The 23,219-nt window shown below is 69.7% G+C and carries 22 protein-coding genes; 4 read left to right on the top strand and 18 right to left on the bottom strand.

What is annotated here, in order from left to right:
- Nucleotides 1-31: 31 nt before the first annotated feature.
- From panD to ACH4NX_RS00630, 14 genes are all read right to left on the bottom strand, one after another.
- Nucleotides 32-451 (bottom strand): aspartate 1-decarboxylase, encoded by a 420-nt coding sequence (panD, locus tag ACH4NX_RS00695; protein WP_398127250.1) that lies wholly within the window; start codon nucleotides 449-451, stop codon nucleotides 32-34.
- A 640-nt stretch (nucleotides 452-1,091) separates the two neighbouring features.
- A complete protein-coding gene (locus ACH4NX_RS00690; RefSeq protein WP_398127249.1) occupies nucleotides 1,092-2,144 on the bottom strand; it encodes a hypothetical protein in 1,053 nt (350 codons plus the stop codon).
- A 70-nt stretch (nucleotides 2,145-2,214) separates the two neighbouring features.
- Entirely contained in the window at nucleotides 2,215-2,487 is a 273-nt protein-coding gene (locus ACH4NX_RS00685) for a DNA-binding protein (protein WP_398127248.1), read from the bottom strand.
- Nucleotides 2,484-3,212: a hypothetical protein gene (locus ACH4NX_RS00680; protein WP_398127247.1), complete on the bottom strand. Its 729-nt coding sequence runs from the start codon at nucleotides 3,210-3,212 to the stop codon at nucleotides 2,484-2,486. The genes ACH4NX_RS00685 and ACH4NX_RS00680 overlap by 4 nt, the downstream gene beginning before the upstream one ends.
- Before the next feature lie 12 nt (nucleotides 3,213-3,224).
- Nucleotides 3,225-5,264, bottom strand: a complete 2,040-nt coding sequence (locus ACH4NX_RS00675) for a hypothetical protein (RefSeq protein ID WP_398127246.1) — start codon at nucleotides 5,262-5,264, stop codon at nucleotides 3,225-3,227.
- Nucleotides 5,254-5,499, bottom strand: a complete 246-nt coding sequence (locus ACH4NX_RS00670; RefSeq protein WP_398127245.1) for an S-type pyocin domain-containing protein — start codon at nucleotides 5,497-5,499, stop codon at nucleotides 5,254-5,256. Before ACH4NX_RS00670 ends, ACH4NX_RS00675 begins: the two co-directional genes overlap by 11 nt.
- Nucleotides 5,500-5,754: 255 nt before the next feature.
- The gene (locus ACH4NX_RS00665) at nucleotides 5,755-6,639 is read right to left on the bottom strand and encodes a hypothetical protein (RefSeq protein WP_398127244.1); all 885 of its coding nucleotides are present in this window, start codon (nucleotides 6,637-6,639) and stop codon (nucleotides 5,755-5,757) included.
- 21 nt (nucleotides 6,640-6,660) lie between these two features.
- On the bottom strand, nucleotides 6,661-8,817 hold the full coding sequence (locus ACH4NX_RS00660; protein ID WP_398127243.1) for a hypothetical protein: 2,157 nt from the start codon (nucleotides 8,815-8,817) through the stop codon (nucleotides 6,661-6,663).
- Nucleotides 8,814-9,740 (bottom strand): hypothetical protein, encoded by a 927-nt coding sequence (locus ACH4NX_RS00655; RefSeq protein ID WP_398127242.1) that lies wholly within the window; start codon nucleotides 9,738-9,740, stop codon nucleotides 8,814-8,816. Before ACH4NX_RS00655 ends, ACH4NX_RS00660 begins: the two co-directional genes overlap by 4 nt.
- Before the next feature lie 150 nt (nucleotides 9,741-9,890).
- The gene (locus ACH4NX_RS00650) at nucleotides 9,891-10,547 is read right to left on the bottom strand and encodes a Crp/Fnr family transcriptional regulator (protein WP_398127241.1); all 657 of its coding nucleotides are present in this window, start codon (nucleotides 10,545-10,547) and stop codon (nucleotides 9,891-9,893) included.
- Nucleotides 10,548-11,123: 576 nt separating this feature from the next.
- Complete coding sequence (locus ACH4NX_RS00645) at nucleotides 11,124-11,783, bottom strand: nucleotidyl transferase AbiEii/AbiGii toxin family protein (RefSeq protein ID WP_398127240.1); 660 nt, start codon at nucleotides 11,781-11,783, stop codon at nucleotides 11,124-11,126.
- Nucleotides 11,780-12,142, bottom strand: a complete 363-nt coding sequence (locus ACH4NX_RS00640) for a hypothetical protein (protein WP_398127239.1) — start codon at nucleotides 12,140-12,142, stop codon at nucleotides 11,780-11,782. Before ACH4NX_RS00640 ends, ACH4NX_RS00645 begins: the two co-directional genes overlap by 4 nt.
- A 1,177-nt stretch (nucleotides 12,143-13,319) precedes the next feature.
- Nucleotides 13,320-14,087 (bottom strand): alpha/beta fold hydrolase, encoded by a 768-nt coding sequence (locus ACH4NX_RS00635; protein WP_351394555.1) that lies wholly within the window; start codon nucleotides 14,085-14,087, stop codon nucleotides 13,320-13,322.
- 258 nt (nucleotides 14,088-14,345) lie between these two features.
- A complete protein-coding gene (locus tag ACH4NX_RS00630) occupies nucleotides 14,346-14,675 on the bottom strand; it encodes a DUF5132 domain-containing protein (protein ID WP_351394553.1) in 330 nt (109 codons plus the stop codon).
- A gap of 460 nt (nucleotides 14,676-15,135) precedes the next feature.
- Between ACH4NX_RS00630 and ACH4NX_RS00625 the strand changes: the two genes are divergently transcribed.
- From ACH4NX_RS00625 to ACH4NX_RS00610, 4 genes are all read left to right on the top strand, one after another.
- Nucleotides 15,136-16,626 (top strand): ABC transporter substrate-binding protein, encoded by a 1,491-nt coding sequence (locus tag ACH4NX_RS00625; protein WP_398127238.1) that lies wholly within the window; start codon nucleotides 15,136-15,138, stop codon nucleotides 16,624-16,626.
- A 45-nt stretch (nucleotides 16,627-16,671) separates the two neighbouring features.
- Nucleotides 16,672-17,658, top strand: coding sequence for an ABC transporter permease (locus ACH4NX_RS00620; RefSeq protein WP_351394550.1), 987 nt, complete (start codon nucleotides 16,672-16,674; stop codon nucleotides 17,656-17,658).
- A gap of 103 nt (nucleotides 17,659-17,761) precedes the next feature.
- Nucleotides 17,762-19,621, top strand: coding sequence for a dipeptide/oligopeptide/nickel ABC transporter permease/ATP-binding protein (locus tag ACH4NX_RS00615; RefSeq protein WP_398127237.1), 1,860 nt, complete (start codon nucleotides 17,762-17,764; stop codon nucleotides 19,619-19,621).
- Nucleotides 19,618-20,679: an oligopeptide/dipeptide ABC transporter ATP-binding protein gene (locus ACH4NX_RS00610; RefSeq protein ID WP_398127236.1), complete on the top strand. Its 1,062-nt coding sequence runs from the start codon at nucleotides 19,618-19,620 to the stop codon at nucleotides 20,677-20,679. Before ACH4NX_RS00615 ends, ACH4NX_RS00610 begins: the two co-directional genes overlap by 4 nt.
- A 28-nt stretch (nucleotides 20,680-20,707) precedes the next feature.
- On the opposite strand, the gene ACH4NX_RS00605 is transcribed toward ACH4NX_RS00610, so the two are convergent.
- From ACH4NX_RS00605 to ACH4NX_RS00590, 4 genes are read right to left on the bottom strand one after another with little or no spacing between them, the layout of a single operon-like run.
- Nucleotides 20,708-20,896 (bottom strand): hypothetical protein, encoded by a 189-nt coding sequence (locus ACH4NX_RS00605; protein WP_398127235.1) that lies wholly within the window; start codon nucleotides 20,894-20,896, stop codon nucleotides 20,708-20,710.
- Between the two features lie 42 nt (nucleotides 20,897-20,938).
- Nucleotides 20,939-21,682 carry an SRPBCC family protein gene (locus ACH4NX_RS00600; protein WP_351394542.1) on the bottom strand — a complete coding sequence of 248 codons (744 nt, stop codon included), beginning with the start codon at nucleotides 21,680-21,682 and terminating at the stop codon, nucleotides 20,939-20,941.
- 48 nt (nucleotides 21,683-21,730) lie between these two features.
- The gene (locus ACH4NX_RS00595; protein WP_398127234.1) at nucleotides 21,731-22,990 is read right to left on the bottom strand and encodes a cytochrome P450; all 1,260 of its coding nucleotides are present in this window, start codon (nucleotides 22,988-22,990) and stop codon (nucleotides 21,731-21,733) included.
- An 11-nt stretch (nucleotides 22,991-23,001) separates the two neighbouring features.
- A complete protein-coding gene (locus ACH4NX_RS00590) occupies nucleotides 23,002-23,217 on the bottom strand; it encodes an MbtH family protein (RefSeq protein WP_351394539.1) in 216 nt (71 codons plus the stop codon).
- Nucleotides 23,218-23,219 lie beyond the last annotated feature (2 nt).

The following is a 23,219-nucleotide window of genomic DNA, read 5'->3' as shown; positions in this document are numbered from 1 at the left end:
CACGCTCCTCGTCCGCGCGGGTTCGGTCACGTCAGGCCGACACGGCCTGCGGGCTGCGCTCCTGGTCCGAGCCCGGCACCGGCTCGGACGCGTCGGCACCCAGGGCGACGATACGGTTCTCGCCGTCCACATGCACGACCCGCGGCTTCAGCGACCGCGCCTCGGCGTCGGTGACCTGGGCGTAGCTGATGAGGATCACCAGGTCGCCGGGGTGCACGAGATGCGCCGCGGCCCCGTTGATCCCGATCACGCCGGAACCGCGCTCGCCCTCGATGACGTACGTCTCCAGCCGGGCACCGTTGGTGATGTCCACGATGTGCACAAGCTCGCCGGGCAGCAGATCGGCGGCATCCAGCAGATCGGCGTCGATGGTCACCGAGCCGACGTAGTGCAGGTCGGCCTGGGTGACGGTGGCACGGTGGATCTTGGACTTGAATACTGTACGAAACACGAAGAAACTCCCGATTCGTCTGCTCCCTGCCTGCTTCTGCAGGTCAAGGGCGTCGTCCGGAGGGTACATCGATTGGCGTGTCTGGTCAGCTGTCGCCAGATGTTGAAGGACTCACACTGACCCGTTGCTGACTTTCCTGACGCCGCGCCAGGATGATGGGCACGATTGACGGAAATTTCGGCGTGCTTCGGTCCAGTCGATGTCGAGCGTCTGAAGGAGCGCCTTGACCGGCTGGGCACCGGAATGCCAAGCTGCCTGGCCTCAGAGGATCCGCACGCATCGCGGCGGCACAAGCACAGCCCGCCGCGTCGCAGTAACCGCAGGGCTCTTCAGCCGCGCACCTGCACCGAGCATCGCCCGCCTCGCTCGCGACCCACTGCGTTCCCTCGTCAGCAACTCCGTGGCCGTCGGGATCATCTTCCAGGTCCACTCCGACGCCACTTCGGTCTCCGTCGGCGGTCGCCGAAGAAGTTGGGCTTCTTCTAACAACGCGCAAGGGCGCTCGAACTGGGCTATAGACGGGCCGGCCATGTCCTCGAACGGTGAGTGACTCCTCATTGAAGTCCGTGGCCGACTAACCGGAAGGGCCACCCCGGAGGATTCCGAGGCGGCCCTCAGGCACTGCGGAAGACGAGGGGGGTCAAGCCCGCTTAATCGCCTCGGCCCTGCCTTGCCACTCCTCGAGCACGGTCACACTCCGGAACATGGTCTGAAGAGACCGACCGATCCGCCGGGCCGGTCCACGCAGGTGTCGGCTGGAAGCACCGAACAGGTCGATCAGTGCCATCACCTCCTGGAAGCCGATCGTCACGGTCTGCATGTTCGGGGAAGCTGTCGCCACCTGGTTGAGAACCTCCAGCGTGCCGTCCGGCCATTCACCGCGCGGCGTGTCAGCCGCCCACTCCAGGAACGCGCCGAACGCCCCGACGCCGGCACCCATGCGCTCCGCGAAGCGTTCGGCCGCTGCTTCAAGGTCGCCGACCGGCCCGTCGATGGCCTTGGCCAGCCGATTGATCACCGCCAGCTTCGAGCTCATCGAAGCCCCCGGATGGCTGACGCGGGCCATGTCCTCCGCGATCAGCTCCATCATCGCTCCAAGATCCGACAAGGCGGATTCCACGTCGGCGATGTCCGCCGAAATGGCCTCCAGTTGGGCCTCGGCTTCGACGGCCAGGTCGAACAGGCCGGGCCCGTCGTCGTGCCCGCATGCCGGTTCCGCGCGAGTTGGCGCCATCGGCCGGGAAGGGTCAACCGCGGCAGCCGCCTCGCGTAAGGCATCGATCAGTAGCATCGTGAGCTGCTGCCGGGCTGTGAGCGCGCCGTCCGGGTGGGACGCAAGCTCGATGGAAGGAGTCCCGCCCGCTCTGGAAGGAGTGACGGATCCCTGGGTGACGTGGACGGTGCACCGACCGAGTGCGTGTCGCATGCCCAGCCCGAAGGACAGTTCCTCGTCGTGTCCGCTGAGGTCCACCACGACGACGTCCACTTCGGTGAGCAGGCGCAGCAACTGGTCCGCGGGCAACCCGGCATCGGTGAGTGCGTCCGCTCGGAGGAGGGTGAGACCGAGCTGTTCACACGTGGGGCGCACGACGTCTTCGTAGAAGACCGTGGCCCGTTGTCGCCCGTCCGGTACGGATCGGCCGGACGGGTCGGCGGGGATGGTCGATGCCCCGATGGCGAGGCAGGTAGGCATGGCGCCTCCTTCAGAGAGATTCACTGGGGTGATGCGTCGGTGACAGGCGGCCGACGGATGGGAGAGCAGATCAGTCGAAGAGGGTGAGCGCTATGCCGTCGGCGATCTCGTCGGCGAAGACGGGGCGTTCCTCAATGCCCAAGGCGCGCAGCAGATCCACGGTGAGCACCCGGTGGCGCCGGCCGACCCGGACCGTGTCACAGGGGAAGGCTTCGCGGGCGACGAGCCTGTAGGCGGTGCTCAGGCACATGCCGAACGCCCTGGCCGCTGTCCTGAGGTCCACGCTGACCGGCAGGTTGAAGATCTCGCGGAAGGTGAGAGGTGTCTTCACGTGGTCGTTCACCCTTTCCTCCCGCTCCGCCGCAGGGAGATCGTCGCGACCTGCCTGCCCCGGCCCGAGTGCGCGGTGCCCGCAGCCGTGCCGGCCAGGCCCCAGGCCTGTGCGAGTGCGCCGATCCGCACGCCTTCCACACGGTGGGCGGGGACGGTGATCCGGCGACTGGCCGAGAGCGCGGTCCGGCCCGCGGGTGGGTCGTAATCCACCTGCCAGGGATCGTCCGTGTCCGTGTCGAGGGGAATGCCTCCGACACCTTCCACGTCGTCCACAGCCGTTTCCGGGCGGGCTCGGCGGAACACGGTCCAGGCGCGCGAGCAGGCCGAGCGAAACACCCGGTCTCCGGGGTCCGGGGTATGTGCCCCGACCTCCGTCAGGGCTTCGAGATAGCACGCGACGAGTTCAGCCTCGACGTCTTCTCGTTCCGCGCGGAAGTACCAGGTGATCCTGAACGCGGTGCGGCGGAGACCTGGCAAGCCCAGCCACACCACTGCCGACGGCCAGTCGGAGCGGTCGGCATCCATACGCAGGCGTTCCGCGATCTGGTGCCACAGGGCGTTACGCACAGCGGGTTCCACGCAGCGGTCGTACAGCATCTCCCGGGCCTGCTCCAGGGCGATGGGAACGCCCGCTCCTTCTGATCCCGTAAAGAGCCGCAGCTCGGGCACCGGATACCGGCCTGCCCACTGACATTCGACAGTGGTGAAGACGCCGGGGTGAGGGGGAAGCAACACGATTCCTCCTGGTCAATCCGTTGGGGTGGCCGGGGTCCTACTGCGCCACGCGGTCAGCAGGCGCACCGCCAGTTCCTTGCCGGGCATGGCGTCCGGGCCGCGTTCGACGGCCAGGAGCCATCGGAGGAAGCCGGGCTGCCGGGCTGCCACCAGGCGCGTGAGCAGTTCCTCCAGAGCCGGATCGGGCCGCGACGCACCATCGGCTTCGCGGCACCAGGCCAGGAGGACGTCGCGCATGGACGGGTAGGCGGTCGACTCGTCGAGGGCGTGGCCGATCAGTTGGACCATGCCGGAGGCCGTCTCGGCGCCGGCGAGGATCTGGCCGCGGCACCATGCGAGGTCCTTCCCGGCCATGGCGGGGAAAATGAGGGCCACCAACCGGGCCGGGACACCGTCGGAGCCGGCCCAGTCCCGAAACCTGTCCAGGACGGTTCTCCTGGTCCGGGAGTCGCCCACCGAGAAGCGTTGCACCAGCGCCTCGGCGACGGCGGTGGCAACGGCAACGTCGTCCGCGTCGTCGCTCAGCGTCTCCATGAGCCTGTGCAGCAATCGAAGGGCCTGCCCGTCCGTGAAGCGGCCGCGGTCCGGGTGGCAGGCATACGCGACCACTTTCCGCAGGGCCGCTTCCGGTGCGGCGCTCCACTGTTCGAGTAGGTCGTCCGCCTTCGCCGCCACTGCCGCGTCGCGGACGGCCGTGCCCAGGCAGCGGGCGGCCACCTCGACGGCCGGAGGACACTGGGCCAGCGCCAGAGATCGCAGGAACTCCAGGGTCCGCCCGCCGGACGCCACGGCCATCGCGGCGGCTGCCCGCCCGGCCCGTTCGATCTGGTCCGGTGCGTATCCGGTGCCTGCGAGCCACGGGTGCAGCAGGGGCAGCAGGTCCGTGTGCTCACGGCAAAGGGCCTCCCACACCGCGTCGCCCACGGCCGGCCAGAAGAATGACAGGGTGTCCGTGGCGTCCGTCGCGTCAGTCCCTGACTGTCGCGTACGTCGCGCCGCCAGGGCACGCAGGGTCTCGGTCATGGGCCGCCGACCGGCCGTCACGGCCTGCTGACAGAACGGGCTCCGCTCTGCGGGCTCCCTCTCCGGTCCGACGCCCGCCGACGCCAGCAGGTCCTCCGCCCGCTCCATGACAACGCCGTGGTCGAGTCCGCCGTAGACGCTGAGGGAGAGCAGGTGGGCAAGGAGTACGGGGTTTTCCCGCGCCCGGCCCACCAGTTCCGGGGCCTCCACCCGGGCCAGGGCCTGCAGCACCTCGGCGCAGGAGGCGCCACCGCTCCCCAGTCGGGCCACGACGTCCGCGGCCTGTGCCGCATGCCGGGGCGGCAGCTCCATTGGCAGCAACTCGCCGAAGAGGTCCGGTCCCAGGGATCGCAGCAAGCGTGAGCGCCTGTCCTCGTCGGGGCAGAGGTCCGTGAGATGGGCCGCGAAGACCTTCCGGGGATCCGGCGGCAGGTGGCGCAGGACCGGCGTGCCCAGGTGGTCCTCCAGGGCGGTGGGCAGACCGGGGGCGTCCGCCAGCACGATAAGGAGACGCGCACCGGCCTCCGCCAATGGTGCTTCCAGCCTGGAGAGGTCCCAAGGGCGGAGGGCGAAGGGATCCGCGAGTTCCATCACCAGGTAGCCGTGCACTCCTCTCGGGCGCGGCATCCACCGGGTAAGATCGACGGCCCCGTCCACCTGGACCAGCGCCGCATCCTCCCTGCCGTGGGCCAGCAGGTTGAGGGCATGTGTCTCCCGGCCGGTCCCCGGTGCTCCGACGAGCACGGAGACACCGGAGTCGAGTGCCGCGAGGGCGTCCTCGAAGCCGGGGGGCGGCACGAAACGGCGCCTCGCCGCCCTCAGGCCCTTCGCCCGCACGGGCCCCTGTCGCATCGGTCCCGCGAGAGGACCACCGTCCGACGAGGCGGACACGATCTGCCGCTGATCTCCCGCCACCAGGCCGGTGTTGACGGTACCGTTCGGCGCGACGACCACCATGTCCCGTCTGGCGGCCAGGGCTGCTACGACGAGGGAGTCGAGTTCGTCGGTCCGAAGAGTCTCAGACGTCACCGTCGGCTCCGCTGCGGGCACGGCCGGAAAACTTGATGGTGGTGACGTGTTGGCCGCCATGGACGGTGCCGGTGTTGATGATCCCTCGCTCGGCGTTCAACACCGTGGTGGGAGCGGCTTCCGGGTGCTCGGCGGCATCCCGCTCCTCGTGGCGGTCGCCTTCTGTCAGGGGTACCGGTCGCCGGCGGTCAAACGGGATCACACGGTTCTCGTTCAGGAATTCCTCTGCTCGCATGTCGTCCTTTCTGAGCGATCGGGACGCCCGAGGGGTTCTCGTTGCGTCAATTCCTGGCCCCCCTGAGACTCCCGCACCCGGGCATGGCCGTCTGCTTTCAAAATGCGTACGGGCAGTGGCTGTGGTCACATGCTCGGGACCATGCGGAGCGTGGTGCGCAGCAGGACGTGGAGCACGGACACAACGGGAAGGGCACGCTGCCGTGAAAGCAGCGTGCCCGTTTGTGTATTCGACCGTCGAATGCGGCTTCTTCGATCAGATGGCCACACCGGGAACCTGACGTCCCAGCGCGGAGATGCGGTCACGCAGAAGGTAGGAGATCTCCTTCCTTTCCTGCTCGGAGAGCGTGCCGAGTAAAGAGGCCAGTTCCTCCTGCCAGTCGGAGCGCGGCGCGCTCAGGAGGTCCTGGTGCTCGACCGACCAGTCCAGCACCTGCCTGACCTGATCGGGATGCCTGAGCAGCCAGAGCGCTGCCAGCGAGACCGGGCCGGAGTGGAGTGCCTGGAGGCAGAACTCGTACTCGCCACGCCGGCTGGTCGTCCAGGAGTAGGAGACTCCCTCGTCGTCCGGCCGACCGAGGAGGAGTTCCTCACCGGTCTCCCGAAGCCGGACGTCGAACACCCGATAGCTCAGGCCCGTTTCCTCCACGCGCTGCGGCACACCGAGATGCTGCATGATCTCCGGAGCCCCGAGCCCGTTGCCCGCGCACGTCTGTGTGTCGGCCAGCCAGCGCAGGGCCCGCGTGAGATGGGTGCGGATCACATGCCAGCCGTGCAGGGTCTTCGTGCGTACGACGCGCACCGGATCGTGCACCCACCACGACACCCACAGGTCCACCGATTCCGTGCCGTACACCGTGGGCAGGCCGACGGCCTGGGTGTCCACGTGCTCGGTCACGTCCACGCGGAAGACATCGGTATAGCTGCCGCCCAGAGCGGGCGCCGCGGCCTCGTCGGGCGTCGGCACATGTGCGCCGGAGGTTTCGGGGTCTCCACAGCGGCCGAGGACGTAATGGTCACCGGCGGAGTCCCTGAGTACGAGCGACCAGTCCGTCGCGGCGGACCAGCGGTGGCTGAGGATTTCCCGCCAGGGCGGTCTGACCGTCCGGAGATAGAGGCGCTCGGCCGATTCGTCACTCATGCCGTCCCTCCTTTTCGTCACTCATGCCGCCTCCCCTTGTTCGCCGCTGCGCCATCTGTCGAGCGCGGTCCGTGCGATATCCCGCCCGGCCCAGCCGACGGTGTCTCCTTGGTCCATCTCGACGAAGAGCCGCAATTCGCCGTATTGCATGGATCGGGCCAAAGTGGTGAACAGATTCTCCACCGCGCGGAACAGCGACTCGTCCCAGCGCCCCCCGTCGGCCCATCGCAGCAAGGCGGCGCAGGTCAGGTCGAAGGAGCTGTCGGTGTTCAGTGCCCGTCCGATCACTTCCGCGATCAGCCGCCCTTGGCGGGTCCCTCCGGCAAGGTGCTGCTGGAACCATTGTGGGTCCTGCACCAACTGGCCGAACAAAGAGAGAATTTGTTCCGTGTCGGCCTGTTCCTCGCCCAGCCATTGCATAAGACGGTCGAACACGTTCTTCTCGTTGCCCGCCTGGAACAGGCGGGCGACCGCCACCCGCACTGCCAGGCGGACCCGGGCCTGTCCGTCGTCCTCCCGGTCATGCGTCCGTACACCCTGCAGGAGGGTGCTGAGCAGTCGCAGGGCGGCATCGGGACGTGACAGCCCGAACTCCACACCGCATGCGTAGGCCACCGTGGTCCTCAGCTGCGGGCTGACCGCCAGACTCCAGCGATGAAGTCGATAGCGCACCTCTGCAACCAGTACAGGGTCCTCGGCCGCGATGCCGAGGGCGTGTGCCGCGATGAGGCGGCTGGTGGTGCGCTCGGACTCGGCGAGGGTCTGGACGTGGCGCAGCGCCCGACGTCCGCCTCCCCAGCTGGCTGCCCTCCCCATGACCCGGCCCACCGGCTCGGTCAGTTCGCTGTCGCGATGCACCTCGCTCAGCCATCTGACGAGCAGGTCCGACAGCGTCCCGTACTCACGCCATACGTGTCTGAGCACGGCCTCGGCCTGTCGGTGTCTGATGAAGACGACCGGTTCTACGCTGTGCGCGTAGTCATCCCCCATGCGGATCTCACGGGTCTGCCGGGTGGCACGGACGGCATGCAGCAGCTCCGTCAGAGAACGCCGGAAGACGAAGTTCGGGTTGGGCCGCTCGGTATTCTCGGCGCCCGACGAATCGGTGGCCGGCAGCGCGGCCATCAGACGCCCCTCGGACAGCGCCATCAGTCGGCCGGCTTCCTCCCTGACGATCCGGTGGCCCAGTCCTTCGTAGACACAGATGGCCAGCAGCAGAGACAGGGCGTCCGGGTCGTCGCGCAGCTCACGGATTAATTCCGGTACTTCCTGCTCGACCCGATGGCTGAGCCGCGCCCCGAGGTCGCCGAGAGCCGTCGCGTCACCGTCGGCCGACACAATGGCCGTGACCAGCTCGACTACCTCGGCCGGCACCAGCTCGGGAGCCAGGAGTTCTCCCAGCTCGTGGCGGTCCAGTGCGGCCAGCAGCCGCTCCCGCTCTCGCTGGTCCGGCACCACGGCTTCGAAGCGGCTGCCGAACACCGAGCTGGCCGGCGGCGGTTGGCAGGTGATAGGAGTGACGTGCAGGTCCTGTTCGAGGCGGCGCAGCAGGGCCGTGTCGTCAGGAAGGACGATCACCATGCGCGCACCGGCGTTCTTCAGCAGGGAACGCACATGACCGAGCACGCCGGGCCCGAACGGCCGGGACGGGAACAGTCCGTCCACGAGGTAGCCGCGCGCCGAGGCGTCTGTGGGACGCCAACGGTCCAGTTCCGTGACGCTGTCCAGGGCCCGCAGCGGGGCCCCTTCCCCACAGCACGCACGCAGCAGGTTGAGCGCCGCGGTGCGGCGGCCGGATCCCGGTCGGCCGGCCAGGAAGAGCAGCCCCCTATCCAGCTCGCTCAAGGCGCTCCCGAACCATTCTGGTTCCGCGAACCCGAATGCGGCGGCTCGCATCTCGGTCTCGGGGATCGGCCCCTCGCGCACCCTCGCCGCCCGAGCTGTCCGCCGGTCGTCCGTCCGCTTGTTGTACACACGTTGACCACCGTGGACGGAGCCCGCGTTGAGGTTTGCGTTCGGGGCGTACACGAACGGACCTCGGGTACCGGTGGCTCCGCCGATGGCGTCGAACAACTCGTAGACGTCGTGCTCCGGTTCCGTACGCGGTGACTTGCCCTCGGGTGGGACCTCGGGCGCCCCGGGCAGTTCGGTGCGCGCCGCCCCTTCGTCCGACGTCACGGTCGTCCCTGGTACTTGTCGCCATGGACCTGGTCGCCCTGGAAACCTCGGACGCGATGGGCCTTGCTTCCTTCGACGTGATCACCGGCGACGTTGTGGTTCGACACGCTCTGCCCGCCCTGCACCGTACCCGTGTTGATGTTGCCGTGGGGAGCGCTGTTGCTCACAGGAGGGCCCTGCGTGCCGGCGGTCTCCCGCGGACGGGCATCCTCCCACAGAGGGCTCTCGGCGGCCGGGTCGGCCAGGGCCGCCTCCTCGTACAGCGGTCCGGACGGCTGGGGTACGTAGATCCACGCCTGTTGGGCGAATGGCTTACCGTCGACTGTCGCGGCCACCTCCACGAAGTGGTCGGGATGACGCCCGGTGTACCCACTGGCGACGGCGTCCTCGTAGCAGCGCTGGGAGAGGATGGCCGCGAGGTGGGTGATGTTCTCCTTGTGCGAGGCGAGCACGGCCTTGACGGGGTGGCAGTCGAGGAGCCGGTGCGTGTCATTTCGCGCCGTTCCGTTCCCGCTGAACTCGTCGCCGGTGTCCGGCAGGGGGCCGATGTGCAGACTGGCTCGGAGCCTGATGGGTACGGCGCCGTAGGACAGGACGTTGTAGTCGGTGAGGACGTCCTGGAGGGTGAGCAGTAGGGGGTGGATCACGAAGGGCATCAGGGCGGGGTCGAATCCGAAGACGTAGCCGTCGCCGGTCGAGGCGGGGAACTTGCGGTCGTCCCAGAGCTCCTCAAGACCCGCCCTGGTCAAGGCGGTCTTGAGGAGTTCGGGAATGGCACGGCTGATGGCCTCGTGCTCGATGGCCGGATGCCCCGTGAATCCCTTGGCGTCCACGGCCAGGATCCCCCGATAGGCGGGCAGCGCACGGCTGCGGGTGTGAGGCCCAGCGCTGCTCTGGGCCGATTCGCTGAAGAACTCGCGCATGTGTCACTCCTCCGTGAAGTCCCGTCCGGCCGTCAGGAGCCGGACGGTGGCATGGGCGTTCGACGTGCCAGCCAGTCGAAGCTTCACAGCGGACGCACGAAGGCTCCGCCCCAGGAACGCGTACAACATGTGACGTGGGGCACGCTACTGTCACTCGTCAGATGGCAGACCGAGGGTCCGCCGCAGGGCTTTCACACCGGTGACATGGATGCGGTTCCTCGCGAACTGCACCTGGTCCGGACCCAGATGCCTCAGGGCCTTGCTGACGGTGTCGCGGCTCACTCCGATGTGCTGGGCCAACTCCTCCCTGGTCAGGGCGAAGGAACGCACACCGCCGGAAACCTTGACCAGACGGAGCAGCGCCACGGCAAGACGTTCGTGCACGGCCCCGTCGTAGACTTCGGTCTGCTCGCGCAGCCGACTGGACGCGAGCGTCGCGAGTGGATACGCAAGCTGATATTCACGCACAAAGCGGTGGAAGTCTTCGGCGGGGACCACAGATGCTTTGCATTCGCTCATCGTTCGCACATCGGCCAGCCTCTCTCCGCCATGCTGGAGCGCCATCTCCCCCAAGATCTCCCCGGGGCCTCGGAACGCCAGCAGTCGCTGCCGCCCGTCGCGGTCCGTGCGGACCACTTTCACCATTCCACTGATCAGGGCGAGCACATGAGTCCCTCGTGTCCCCTGTCTCAAGAGGATTTCCGCCGGCGCGTAGGTCCAGCACGGGTAGCGGATCAGTCCTGTCCACGTCTCCTTCGACACTAAGTCCTGGAGAGTCCGCACCGAGAAAGCACGATCTTCGCTCATGCGATCACGCTAGGAGAGTCGGCTACTGAACCACCGCGGAATGCATCATTCCGCGGTGGCAGCGATGCGATCGGCCGGAACTATTCCATGTGGCGGAATCACTCTCCTTGACTACTGAACGCCTTACTCACTCGCAATGCAGGGTTGAGAGCGGGAGGCAATTGCCCGAACTTTGGCCTCCGCGCCGACCTGGGCGGTCGCCGGAAGCCAGCGCTGGAAGTTGTCGCTTCTGCTGACAGACGTCTGCCGCAGGGACAGCACCGGTCCCGAGCCGATGCTGTCAGCACTGGTGGTCAATGGATCCAGCCGGAAGCCTTCCGAGCAATTCTTCGAGCTGGCCGTTACCGAGTTCCAGCGTCGAACCCGGACTGAACGTGGGAGTGGGAGCGGGATACAGTGGTTGACCGTTACCGCAGCACGGTTTCGCCGTGAGTCCACTGCGGGGAATCGCTCGGCTGCCCCGCACCTCCGCCGTGCAGGGCAGCCACCCACCGTTGACGGCTCCGGGCTGGAACCTGCCGGCTACACGGCATCCTCTCGTTGCAACGGCGGTAGAGGGGACGCGATGACCACCTCTCAGGCGTTCTCGTCATGGATCCGCGCACTCAGATCCTCCGCCCACTCCAGCGCCCACGCCTTGAGTTCTTCAATCTGCCGGGAGGTGAGCCCGTACGCGGTGTAGTCCTCATCCTCGTACCAGTCCGCGCCGATCAGCCGATCCCGGAGGTCTTCGAAGCTGAACTCGTCGTGGGCGCGACGGCGGCCCAGGGATTCGAGGTCGGCGGTAGAGCGGTGGCGGGAGGCGGCCTGGACATCGATGAGGTCGCGGACGGTGCCGCGGTCGGCGAGGGCACGGACCTTGGTGCCGATCACGTCGTCGAGGGAAAGAACGGGGCCGTAGGGGGTCTGGGCAGGCGGAGCCCAGAACGCCTCCTTGAGGACGTCGACCTCACACTCCTCGCCGGTGTCCGGATCGGTGACGAGGAACCGGCCGCTGAGCGGATCGGTCTGGACGTGCGTGGTCCGCCATCCGCGCGCGCTGAGGCCGGCTGTGAGTGAGGCGACGATCTCCTGCATCGGAGCGGGGTTCTCGGTGGCGACGTCGAGGTCACGGCTGAAGCGTTCGACCAGGCCGTGGGCCTGCACGGCGTATCCGCCGGTGAGGACCAGAGGGTAGGGGGAGCCGAGGTCTAGGATGTCGGCGAGGAGACGCTCGTGGAGCGGAGTGAGCTTCACGCGGCTGTCGTGTCAGCGAGAGCGGTGCGGCGCAGCTCAGGGAAGGCGTCCTCCCAGACCTCGCGGATGTAGGGACTGATCAAGCGCCGCAGCACGGGCCACTGCTCGGTGAGCAGCTGGTGGTGCAGGAGGGCCACCAGGTCCTCACTCAGTCCTTCGGCGAGGACGGTCCGGTAGAGCGTCATGCGGGACTTCGGACGGTCCAGGCTGTAGCTCGTCCGCCCGGACCAGACGATGTGGAGCGGCAGGTCCACGTTGCCCTCGACGGGGCCGGCCAGCTCCTGCAAGCGCTCGGGCAGTCGGCTGCGGTAGCGGTCCCGCAGCACCTCGGCGCGGGGTGCGGTGATCGTCGTGTCCATGCATCCAGTATCGCTGCTGGGAGGCGACGGCATGGCGGATACGGGGGCTCCCCTGTCGAACGTACAGGTCGGGCGGCCGACCGCCCTTCCCTCGGACATCTCACCCAGTGGACGCTTAGCACATCATCGCCTACCCGCGCAGGCCCTCCGGTGGCGCGGCAACCGGCTGCCCTGCAGACCCAGGACCAGCCCCGCTCGCGGGCGCGGGTGATCATGACGCACTAGGTCACGCGGAGGGCCGTCACAGTGGAGTCGGCTTCGGTCTCGGTGTCGGAGATGACCGGGGCGGGCGAGGTCGCAGTAGCGGCCGGAGGGGGCAGACGGCATCCACAAGGCACGTCCCTTCGGCCCCGACGCAGCCCACTCACTCCGGACCATGCCGCAGACGAGCTGCCGGGTAACGCACCGAACGTCCCAAGCGGGAGCCACGCGCCTGTGTCCAGGCCCCCGCCGTGGCAGCCACCAGGTCAGCAAGCTGGGATGCTCCCGCGCCCGATGCTGACCGTTTGCTGACCTGAGCGGGGCCATCAAGCCTCTGACCTGCAAAAACACCCAAACGCTAGATCTTGGACTTGAACATGGTACGAAACACGGAGAAACTCCCGATTTGTCTGCTCCCTGCCTGCTGCTGCGGGTCAAGGGCGATGTCCGCAGAATACAACCATTGGCAGGTGCGGTCATCCGGCGCCGGGTGTTTCAGGACTCACGCTGACGTGTTGCTGACTGTCGTGGGGGGATCGAGGGGAGGCCGCACTGATCCAACCGGCGGCTCCGACCCCGAGGGGTGCAAGTACCTGATTGCCAACCGGCACTTCCTACGTGAAGCAGTCGCTGAGTGCCGAGACGGGCAACGCCCCCGTAGGGCCGCGAATTTCGGCGGGTGCGCGCAGGCCCGCGGGACGTGCTTCACCGCGGCGCCTGGCGGCGTTGGCCATGAGCAGCCCTCCGAACGAGAGTGCCCCACGAAGACGTAGGGCCCCTTCTCACCTGCCCGCTCCAGCGCCGTGAGCAGTTCGACGGCCTCTGTCGCCGTCGCGCGCGGGAACGGGCCCGGGTCTCTCCAGCCGGACCCCGGACGGTCCACCAGGACCGAGCGCGTCTGTTCCCGCGCCAGCGCGTACAGCCGGTACATGACGTACCCGCCGGTGTGGCCGCCCGGCCCCGGACCACTGTACTGTCAGACCGGACCGGTGCCCTTCGCGGGCGCGAGACGCGCCGTCACGTCCGCGACCACTTCGGCCTCACGGGCCACGAGGTAGAAGTGGTCCCCGGTGAACGGGCGGAGCTCGAAGGAGCCCGGGGCAGTGAGGCCGGACCAGGCGAGGACGCCACCGACCGCGCAACTCGGGTCGTCCTGGCCGACGTACGCGGTGATCGGTGCCTTGACCGGAGTCGGATCCGAGGGCTGGTACCCCTCGATCAGCCGGTAGTCCGATCGGAGGGTGGGAAGCAACAACTCCCGCAGTTCCGGGAGGTCGTAGGCTTCCGAGTGCATGTCTCCGAGGCGCCGGACATGGGCGATCAGGGTGTCGTCGTCGACCTCGTGCAGGTCAGACCGTTTGGGCCACTGAGGGGCTTCGTGTGCGGAGACCAGCAGGTGCTCGGGGACGATGCCGCGGCCCTCCAGCCGCAGGGCCACCTCGTAGGCGACGCAGGCGCCCATGCTGTGCCCGAAGAGTGCCAGCGGTCGGTCGAGCCAGGGCCGCAGTGCGGTCTCGATCGTGTCGGCCAGGGTGGCCATGTCCTCGATGCGGGCTTCCGCGATCCGGTCCTGACGGCCGGGGTACCGCACGGCCAGCACCTCGACGTCCGACGGCAGCAGGGCGGGCCAGCCGTGGAACAGCTGTGCCGTGCCGCCGGCGTGCGGAAAACACAGCAGTCGGAGCTTGGGGTCCGCCGCACGCCGGTGGACACGGAACCACTTCTTCGCGTCGGTCCCCGTCATCGCTGACGGAACCGGCGGGACACGTTCGGGGTCTGCGCTGCGCGGCGCGGGCGGTCGGTCACGTCGGGTTGTTTCCAGGGACCGTCTTCCCGCATGAGTTCCGCGGAATGCAGGGGGGTTCCCGTCGCTGACATCTGGCCTGTCTCCATCAGGGTTTCGTCTTCGTCGTGCCTTTTCCCGGCCCGGTCTCCGTGCCCGTGCCCGCGAAGACTCCATCGGACGAGCCCGGTGTCGGACCGAGGGGCGGTCGGGGGGGGCTCAGCGCGTCTTGGTGGCGACCGACGCGGTGCTACGGGCCTTACCGGCGGGCTTGCTCCGACCGCCGGTCTGTTCCCGGCCCGTGGTGCCGTCCTCCGGGGTGCCGGCGTCGTGCCCGGCTCCTCGTGGAGCGTGGACCGCGCGCATCTCGGCGCTCGCCTCGGCAGCGATGTCCTGGATTCCCTCGCCGGCTTCGTGGACGGCCTTCTGGACCTCGAGTCCCAGGCCCACTGACGCTTTGACGATCCCTCGCACCAAGGGCTTGCCCACCCGCTTCACCAGAGACGCGGTGACCAGACCGATCAGGAAAGGAGGCACTACAGGCAGCATGGCACAACATCCTTCTCTTCTGTCGAGGAGATGATGATTGACAACACAACGGTGAAGGGCACGACGAAACTGAAGCGATCGGTCGGAGATTCGACGAGATGGACGAACTCCGCATCAGCGGACCCACACCCTCCCATCGCAAGAGATTATCGGATTCCGAGCAAACGGCTGCGAATCCCCCATAACCTTCACCCGTTCGAGTGGAACCAGTTCTACAAACCCATCTGCGGACAATGTGTGAGCGACGGCTCGAACGCATGTCGGGCGGTGTCGCTCGGACGGGGGAAATCGACCGGCGCGTCCGTGTCCGGCCCCGAAAAGCCCGGACGCCGCCGTCGATCGCGGTGGCACGATGAACGCCATGCACCGCCGAACCGTGTCGTTTCCCAGGGCTCGGGCGGTCGTGGCCGTGGCCGCCGTGTCAGCCCTTGTGGCCGGTTGCCGCGGCGACGTGTCATCGGTGCGCACTCCCGTGGTCGTGGGCGGCACCGTCACCATCGCCACCGCCTCCGAGATCCCGAGCTTCGACCCGTACTCGCAGTTCGGCCTCTCACTGGCTCCTTATGCCTACGACTCGTTGGTCGACGTGGCGCGGGACGGGCGTGTGGTGTCGTCCCTGGCCGAGAGATGGCGGGCCGGGGCCACTTCGGCGATTTTCACCCTGCGCAAGGGAGTGACCTGCTCCGACGGTACGGCCCTGACGGCGTCCGGGGTGGCCCGGTCGCTGCGCCATGCCGGCGATCCCGGCAACCGGCTCGTCGGCGCCCGGACCGCCCTGCCCGGTGTGCCGTTCACGGTGTCGGCCGACGACGCGACGCGGGCGGTGTCGGTGCGGACGGCATCGCCGTACAGCTTCATCGTGCGGACGATCGGCCTCCTGCCCGTCGTCTGCCCGGCCGGGCTGGCGGACCCCGGCGCACTGGGCAGGAGGTCGGCGGGCACCGGCCCGTACGTGCTGAGCGACTACGCCTCGGGGGGCCCGTATGTCTTCACACGGCGCAGGGGTTACGCCTGGGGGCCGGGGGGAGCGGACAACGCGGCTCCGGGGCAGCCGGAGCGGATCGTGGTGAGGGTGGTTCCGCAGGAGTCCACCGTGGCGAACCTGCTGCTCACGGGCGGAGTGAACATCGCCATGGTGACCGGCCCGGACCGCGCGCGGCTGACCGGCCACGGCCTGGCCACCACCCAGGTGCCGACCGTGGTGGGGCTGACGTTCTTCAACGAGCGCTCCGACCGGCCCTTGAGCGATCCCGCGCTGCGCCGGGCACTGGTGGCGGCCCTGGACCGCAAGGGCCTCGCCAATGTGGCGATCGGTGGCGACGGTACGCCCGCGCGCCATCTCACCGCCTCGGACTCGCTCTGCCACTCGGACGTGGCCGCGGAGAACCTGCCCTCGCACAGCGCCGTACGGGCCCTGCGCGCCGCGGGCTGGACGAAGAACGCGCGAGGCAGGCTGGTCAAGCGGGGCCGACCGCTGAGTCTGCGGGTGCTCAGCAGCGCCGACTTCGGCTCGACCCTTCCGTCGGTCGCGGAACTCATGGCCGTGACGTGGCAGGCGCTGGGCGTGGACGTCGACCTCGTCGGCGAGAGCGGCAACGCGGTGGTCCACGCCATGTACACCAGCGGCGACTTCGACGTCGTGGTCGGCAGCTCGCCGGGGCCGCAACTGCCCGCGCAGCTCGTCCCGTACTTCTCCGGCCCGCCGTCGTCGGGAGAACTGAACTTCGCGCATGTCACCAACCCCGCCTACGACCGCTTCGTCGCCCGAGCGCTGCGCTCCCCCGACTCGGCCGGCTGCGCGGACTGGAACAGGGCCGCCGCGGCGCTTCTCCGCTCGGCCGACGTGCTGCCCGTCGCCGACGGCACGAGCACGGTGTACGGCCACCGGACGACCTTCACCGTCGCACCCGGCGGCCGGATCGTGCCGACCAGCATCCGCCTGCACAGATGACCGTGGCGGACGCGCCGTTCGGACCCGCCAGTCGAGGAGACGCCCATGACGACCGTGTCCGCACGGCTCGGTGCCCCACTCCGGCTCCACCCGTGGGTGGTGTTCTGCTGCCGACGCGCGGCACGGCTGGTCGTCTCGCTCTTCGTGGTCGTCACCGCTTCCTTCGCAATGATCCGGCTGATCCCCGGGGACCCGGTCCGGGCCGCGCTGGGCATGGACGCCCCGCCGGACCTGGTGGCGGCGAAGCGGCACGAACTCGGTCTGGACCGCAGCCTGCCGCGACAGTACTGGGAGCACCTCCCGCGGATCGCCCGCGGCGACCTAGGGGTCTCGCTGGTCTCCGGCGAGCCGGTGGCCGGGCTGGTCGGATCACGCCTGCCGGCCACCCTGATGCTCGCCGTCCTGGCCTTCGCCTGCGTCCTCGTCGTCGCCCTCCCCGGGGGAATGCTCGCCGCTGTGTGGACGCGCGGAGGGCGACGCCCACGGACGGAACTGGCGTTCACCGCGACCACCTCGGTCCTGGCGGGCGTGCCGGACTTCGTCCTCGCCACCGGTCTCACCGCGGGACTGTCGGTCGCCCTGCCCCTCTTTCCCGTCGCCGGCGACCTCGGTCCCCGGTCCTACGTGCTGCCCGTGCTCGCGCTGGCGCTCGCTCCGACGGCGGTCCTGCTGCGGATCGTGCGGGTGGAGACGCTCAAGGTCCTCGCCGCGGACTACGTGCGCACCGCCCGCGCGAAACGGCTGTCCGCCGTCCGGCTCCACCTGTGCCACGTGGCGCCGAACGCGCTGACCGCGTCGCTGACGTTCACCGGCAATCTGCTGCCGGCACTGATCGCGGGGACCGTGCTGGTCGAGAAGGTGTTCGCCTGGCCGGGCATCGGTTCGGTGATGGCACAGTCCGTGGCCGCGCAGGACTACGCGGTCGTCGAGGCGTCGGTCCTGGTGCTCGGCTCGTCGGTCCTCGTGGTGAACTTCCTGGTCGATCTCGCCCTCGCGCTGCTCGACCCCCGTTCGGTCATCCGGAAGACGTGATCCGATGGTGCTGCCCTCTCCCTCCGCGGCCTCCTCTCCCCCGTCCTCGCCGTCCCCCGCCCGCGGCCGGTCGCGCGCGTTCCGGTCGGGCTGGGCCACCCCCATGGGCGTGATCACCCTGGTGATGCTCGGGTCGCTCGCCGTCCTGGCCGTCGCCGGGGTGGTGCTGTGGGGGCAGGAGGCCGACCGGCCGGACCCGTCGGCGGTGCTGCGCGGGTCCACCTCGGAGCATCCGCTCGGCACGGACCATCTCGGGCGCGACCAGCTCGCCCGGCTGCTCTCGGCGACCTGGCCCTCCCTGCTGCCGGCCGTCACGGCCACGCTCCTCGGGGCGGCCGCCGGCATCACGCTCGGTGCGCTCACTGCCGTGGTGGGCGGGCGTGCCGCCCGCCTGCTGGGAGCGCTGATCAACCTCCTGCTGGCCTTTCCCGCGATCCTCGTCGCGATGTTCCTCGCGGCCCTGACCGGGGCGGGCACGGGCGGTGCGGTGGTCGCCCTCGCCGTCGCCTCCGCCCCGGGCTTCGCCCGGGTCACGCAGACCCTGGCCGCCCAGGTGGCCGGGACCGACTTCATGGCCGCGGCACGCGTGCTCGGTCTGCGCCGTCCCCGGCTCCTGCTGCGCCATGTCCTGCCCCACATCGCCGAGCCGCTGTTGCTCAACGTCACGGTCGCCGCCGGCTCGGCGCTCGTGGCGCTGTCGGGACTGAGCTTCCTCGGGCTGGGAGTGCGGCCCCCCTCGTACGACTGGGGGCTCCTGCTGAACCAGGGACTGAACCGCATCTACACCGAACCGCTGCCCGCCGTGGCGCCCGGCATCGCCATCGTCTACGCCGCGGTCGCGTTCCAGCTGCTCGGCGAGGTGCTGGCCACAGCCGCCGCACGACGAACCCGCCCTCAGCCGGAGGAGGAGCCCGCGGCTCGGCCGGCGCGCACCGACCACCCGGCAGACCCGGACCACGTACTGGAGGTGGACGATCTGCGGGTCGCCCTCCCCACCGCGGACGGGGTGGTCCGGCCCGTCCGCGGTGTCAGCCTCACCCTGCGGCGTGGCGAGATGCTCGGGCTGGTCGGCGAGTCCGGCTCCGGCAAGTCGCTGACGGCGCTCGCCATCGCCGACCTGCTGCCGGACGGCGCCCGTGCGACCTGGGGCACCCACCGGTTCCTCGGCGCGGACGTCGAGTCGTTGACCCGCGAGGAACGGCGCGGGCAGCTGGCGACCGGGATGGCGTTGGTCTTCCAGAACCCTGCCTCGGCCTTCAACCCGTCGCTGCGCGTCGGAACGCAGATGACGGAGGCCGTGCGCACACACCGTGGTACCCCTCGTGCCGAGGCCGTCGATCAGGCGCTGACCCAGCTTCACCGGGTCGCACTGCCCGCCGGGCGCCGGTTGCTCCGGGCCCGTCCCTTCCAGCTCTCCGGCGGTCAGCGCCAGCGAGTGGCGATCGCCGCGGCTTCGATGACGCGCCCCGACCTCATCATCGCGGACGAACCGACGACGGCCCTGGACGTGACCGTGCAGCGGCAGATCATGGACCTGCTCCGCCGGGTCCGGCACGACGACGCCACGGCGATCCTGTTCATCAGCCACGACGTCGCCCTGGTGGCCGACTCCTGCGACCGGGTCCTGGTCATGTACGGCGGGACGATCGTGGAGAACCTTCCCGCCCATGAGCTCGCGACGGGCGCACGGCATCCGTACACGCGGATGCTCGTCACCTCGGTCCCGGACCTGGCCGCGGAGAACGACCGTCCGCTACGGGCCATCGAGGGAAGGCCGCCCGATCCGTCCGGTACGGCCCCGGGCTGCGCGTTCCGGGACCGCTGTCCCCATCGGCTGGACCGGTGCGCGGTGGAGAGCCCGGTGTTGTCCCCGCTCGGCCCGCGGCACGAGGTCGCCTGCTGGCAACCGCCGCCCGCGGCACCGTCCGGTGAGCGGCATCAGACCCAGGAGGCACAGAAGTGAGGACGGAGTCGGGGCTGGCGCTGTACGACGTCACCGTTCACCATCACGGACCGCTCGGCCCGATCACGGCCGTGGACCGCGTGTCGCTGGACGTTCCCCAAGGCACGACGGTCGGTCTGGTGGGCGAGTCCGGGTCGGGGAAGTCCACGCTGGCACGAGCGGTCGTCGGGCTGGGCCCCCCGCACGCCGGGCGGATCACCGTGGGAGGGCGGGAGTACGGTGGGCGCCGGACGGCCGACCGGCGCAGGCTGGGACGGCAGGTCCAACTGGTGTTCCAGGACCCGGACACGGCGTTGGACCCGCGTATGACGGTCCGGCAGTCGATCGCCGAAGCGGCCGGGGCGTTCGTCCGGCTGGACCGCCGCGGCCGGGAACAGCGCGTCGGCGAACTGCTGGAACTGGTCGGCCTGGACGCCGACTGCGCCGGCCGGCTGCCGCGGCAGCTCTCGGGCGGCCAGCGCCAACGCGTGGCCGTCGCCCGCGCGCTCGCCGTCGATCCGGCGGTGCTCATCGCCGACGAGGTCACCTCGGCGCTCGACATGTCGGTCCGGGCGGCGATGCTCACGGTGCTCCGGGATCTGCAGCGGCGCATGGGCTTCGCCATGCTGTTCATCAGCCATGACCTCGCCGCCGTCCGCCATGTGTCGGACGTCGTCGCCGTGATGTACCTCGGCCGGATCGTCGAGACCGCCGCCACCGGCAGCCTGTTGAGCGGTCCTCGGCATCCCTACACCCGAGCGCTGCTGTCCGCCGTGCCGAGTCTGCACACCGGCACACGCCCGGCCGGGGAACCCCCTCTCGCCGGTGAGGCGCCCGACCCCGCGTCGCCACCGGCCGGGTGCCGCTTCCATCCGCGCTGCCCGGTCGGACCGGACCGGCGTGCCGGACGGGACCTCTGCGTCTCACGGGACCCGCAGCGGGACGCGGCCGGTCAACCGCATCGCGCCGCCTGCCACTTCCCGTACAGCGCCGACGACCTCCTGCCCAGGGCCCGCCGGGCTCCGCGGCACGTGAAGGGCGACCGGGCCGCGGGAGCCCCCGAGGACCGGCCGCGATGACGGCCGGCCCGCTGAAGCCGGACGCGGTCTACCGGCGGCCGCGCGCCGACGCCGAGCCGAGCTTGCAGTTCAGCACCGACAAGAAGGTCGGGAGCTTCGCCACCGCGGACTCGGGAACCGGGGTGACCTGGACCGTGTCCCGCACCACGTCCTTCACCACGAGCTTGTAGGTGCCGTCCTCCCGGACGAGTTCGGCGGCGTAGAGCAGTGTTTCCACCAGAGGTCCTTCGGGTTGTGTCGTGCGAGTCGTGTGACGGGGTCAGGCTCCGTTGAGCCAGGCGTTCCAGGCCTGGGAGGCCGGTTCGGCGTTCGCGTCCTCGGCGAACAGGTGGTGGCCCAGCCAGATCGGCCAGTTCCAGGAGCTGCCGTTGAAGAAGCGGTACAGCGCGTCCGGTCCTCGCAGGCCGACGAAGTCGGGGTCCAGCCAGTCCACGACCACCTCCGTCGGGCCGTCGTCCGTACCCGGGAGGTCGAGTGTGACCCGGTCGCCGACGGCCGAGTCGTCGTCGAGGCCGAGGCGTCGGCGCAGCGCGGTGAAGTCGGCGGGGTCGTCGGTGCGTTCGGCGCGGGAGGCCCTGGCGTAGACGGCGGGGCGGCCGGCGAAGTGGCTCAGGTACTGGGCGAGGGAGTGCTGGTAGAAGTCGACGTACTTCTCGGCGGCGTCCGTCTTGGTGTCCCACTCCCAGGTGTCGTCGACGACCCCCGTGTGCACCCAGTGGATCCCCATCCGCAGGCGGCTCGCGCCTCCGTCGGCGGGCTCGACGCGGTAGGTGAGGGTGTTGGAGAATCCGCCGTCCTGCGTCGCCCGGACCGCGAAGTGGCTCGGCGGCTCCCACGCCACGACGGTGCTGTCGCCGCGCGTCACCCTGCCGCCGACGCCCGGCTCGACCTCCATGGGGTACAGCCAGCCGAGGTTGCCGGTGCCGGTGGCGACCGCGTCCCAGACCCGTTCGGGTGTGGCGGGCAGGTCCTGTTCCCGGCGGACCTGGAACTCTCGCGCCATGGTCACTTCTCCTTCGTCGTCGTTCATGGGGCACATGGGTCGGATGGGTCACATGGATCGATAGGTGAGCGGGAGTGCGGTGAGCCGCCGCTGCAACGGGTTGGGCCGCCAGTCGAGGACCGTGCCGTCGGCCAGCCGCAGGTGCGGCAGCCGGCGGACCAGCGTGCCGACGGCCACCTCTGCCTGGAGCTTGGCCAGCGGGCCGCCGAGGCAGAAGTGGGGGCCGTTGCCGAAGCTGAGGGGCCGGCTGCCGGAGCGGGTCAGATCGAGCTCGTCGGGGTCCTGGAAGCGCTCGGGGTCCCGGTTGGTCGCGGCGAGGAACAGGTAGACCAGCTCCCCCTCGCGCAGCGTCCGGCCTCCAATCGTGATGTCCTCGGCGACGACCCGGACGATGGCCTGGGTCGGCGTGTCGTAGCGGGCGAGCTCCTCGACGGCGGGGCGGACCAGCGCCGGGTCGGCGCGCAGCCGGGCCAGTTGGCCGGGGTGGCGCAGCAGGGCGAGCATGCCGTTGCCGACCAGGTGGGTGGTGGTCTCGTCGCCGGCGGTGATCAGGACGAAGCAGGTGGACAGCAGTTCGGAGTCGGTGAGCCGGTCGTCCTGGGCCTGGGTGGCGACCAGGGCGCTGATGAGGTCGTCACCGGGGTCGGCCCGGCGGCGGCGGACGAGCCGGGCGAGGTACTCCTCGTACTGTTCGATCGCCGCCTCGGACTTGTCGATGTCCTCGCTCAGCCGGCCGAAGCGCTGGAACCAGGTCCTGACCTGCGGGAGGTCCTCGGGCGGGATGCCGAAGAGTGCACAGACGACCGACAGCGGCAGCGGGGAGGCGACCGCCTCGATCAGGTCCATGGTCGGCCCGGCGTCGACCGCCTCGTCGACGAGCCGGTCGACGATTCCCTGGACGCGGTCGCGCAGGGCTTCGACGCGCCGGGCGGTGAAGGCCCGGTTCGCCAGCTTGCGCAGCCGGGCGTGGTCCGGCGGGTCGGTGTTGCTCATCACCCGGCCGAGCCGGTCGGTGAGCCGGCTGAAGGCCTTGAGGTCGCCGCCGAGCGCGCTGTAGGCGCGGGTCATCCTGTCCCGGTCGTTGGAGAGCCGCAGGTCGCCCAGTGCCGCCTCGACGTCGGCGTACCGGGTGAGGTACCAGATGCCCTGGGCGCTGCGGTGGACCGGGTCCTCGCGTCGCATGCGGGCGTAGAACGGGTACGGGTCACGGCGGGCCTCGTCCGTGAGCAGGGCCGCGGCGAGGTCGTCGGACCGGGCGGGGCCCGCGCTGTCGCGGGCCCCGCCGGTGGTGGTCTCGGTCAGGTTCACTGCGTACCGCGCTACTGCTGGGCGTTCATGGCGTCGGCGAGGCTCTTGGGCCGCATGTCGGTCCAGGACCGCTCGACGTACTCCAGGCAGGCGGCGTGGGTGTCGGGGCCGTGGGCGACGGTCCAGCCGGCGGGGACGTCGGCGAACCGCGGCCAGAGCGAGTGCTGGTTCTCGTCGTTGACGAGCACGAGGAAGGTGCCGTCCTGGTCCTCGAACGGGTTGGTCATGG

Origin of the sequence: Streptomyces sp. NPDC017225, from assembly GCF_044331465.1 — a bacterium.
Classification (GTDB): Bacteria; Actinomycetota; Actinomycetes; order Streptomycetales; family Streptomycetaceae; genus Streptomyces.
Note: the sequence above shows the minus strand (reverse complement) of the source record. Positions and strands in the feature narration are given on the sequence as shown.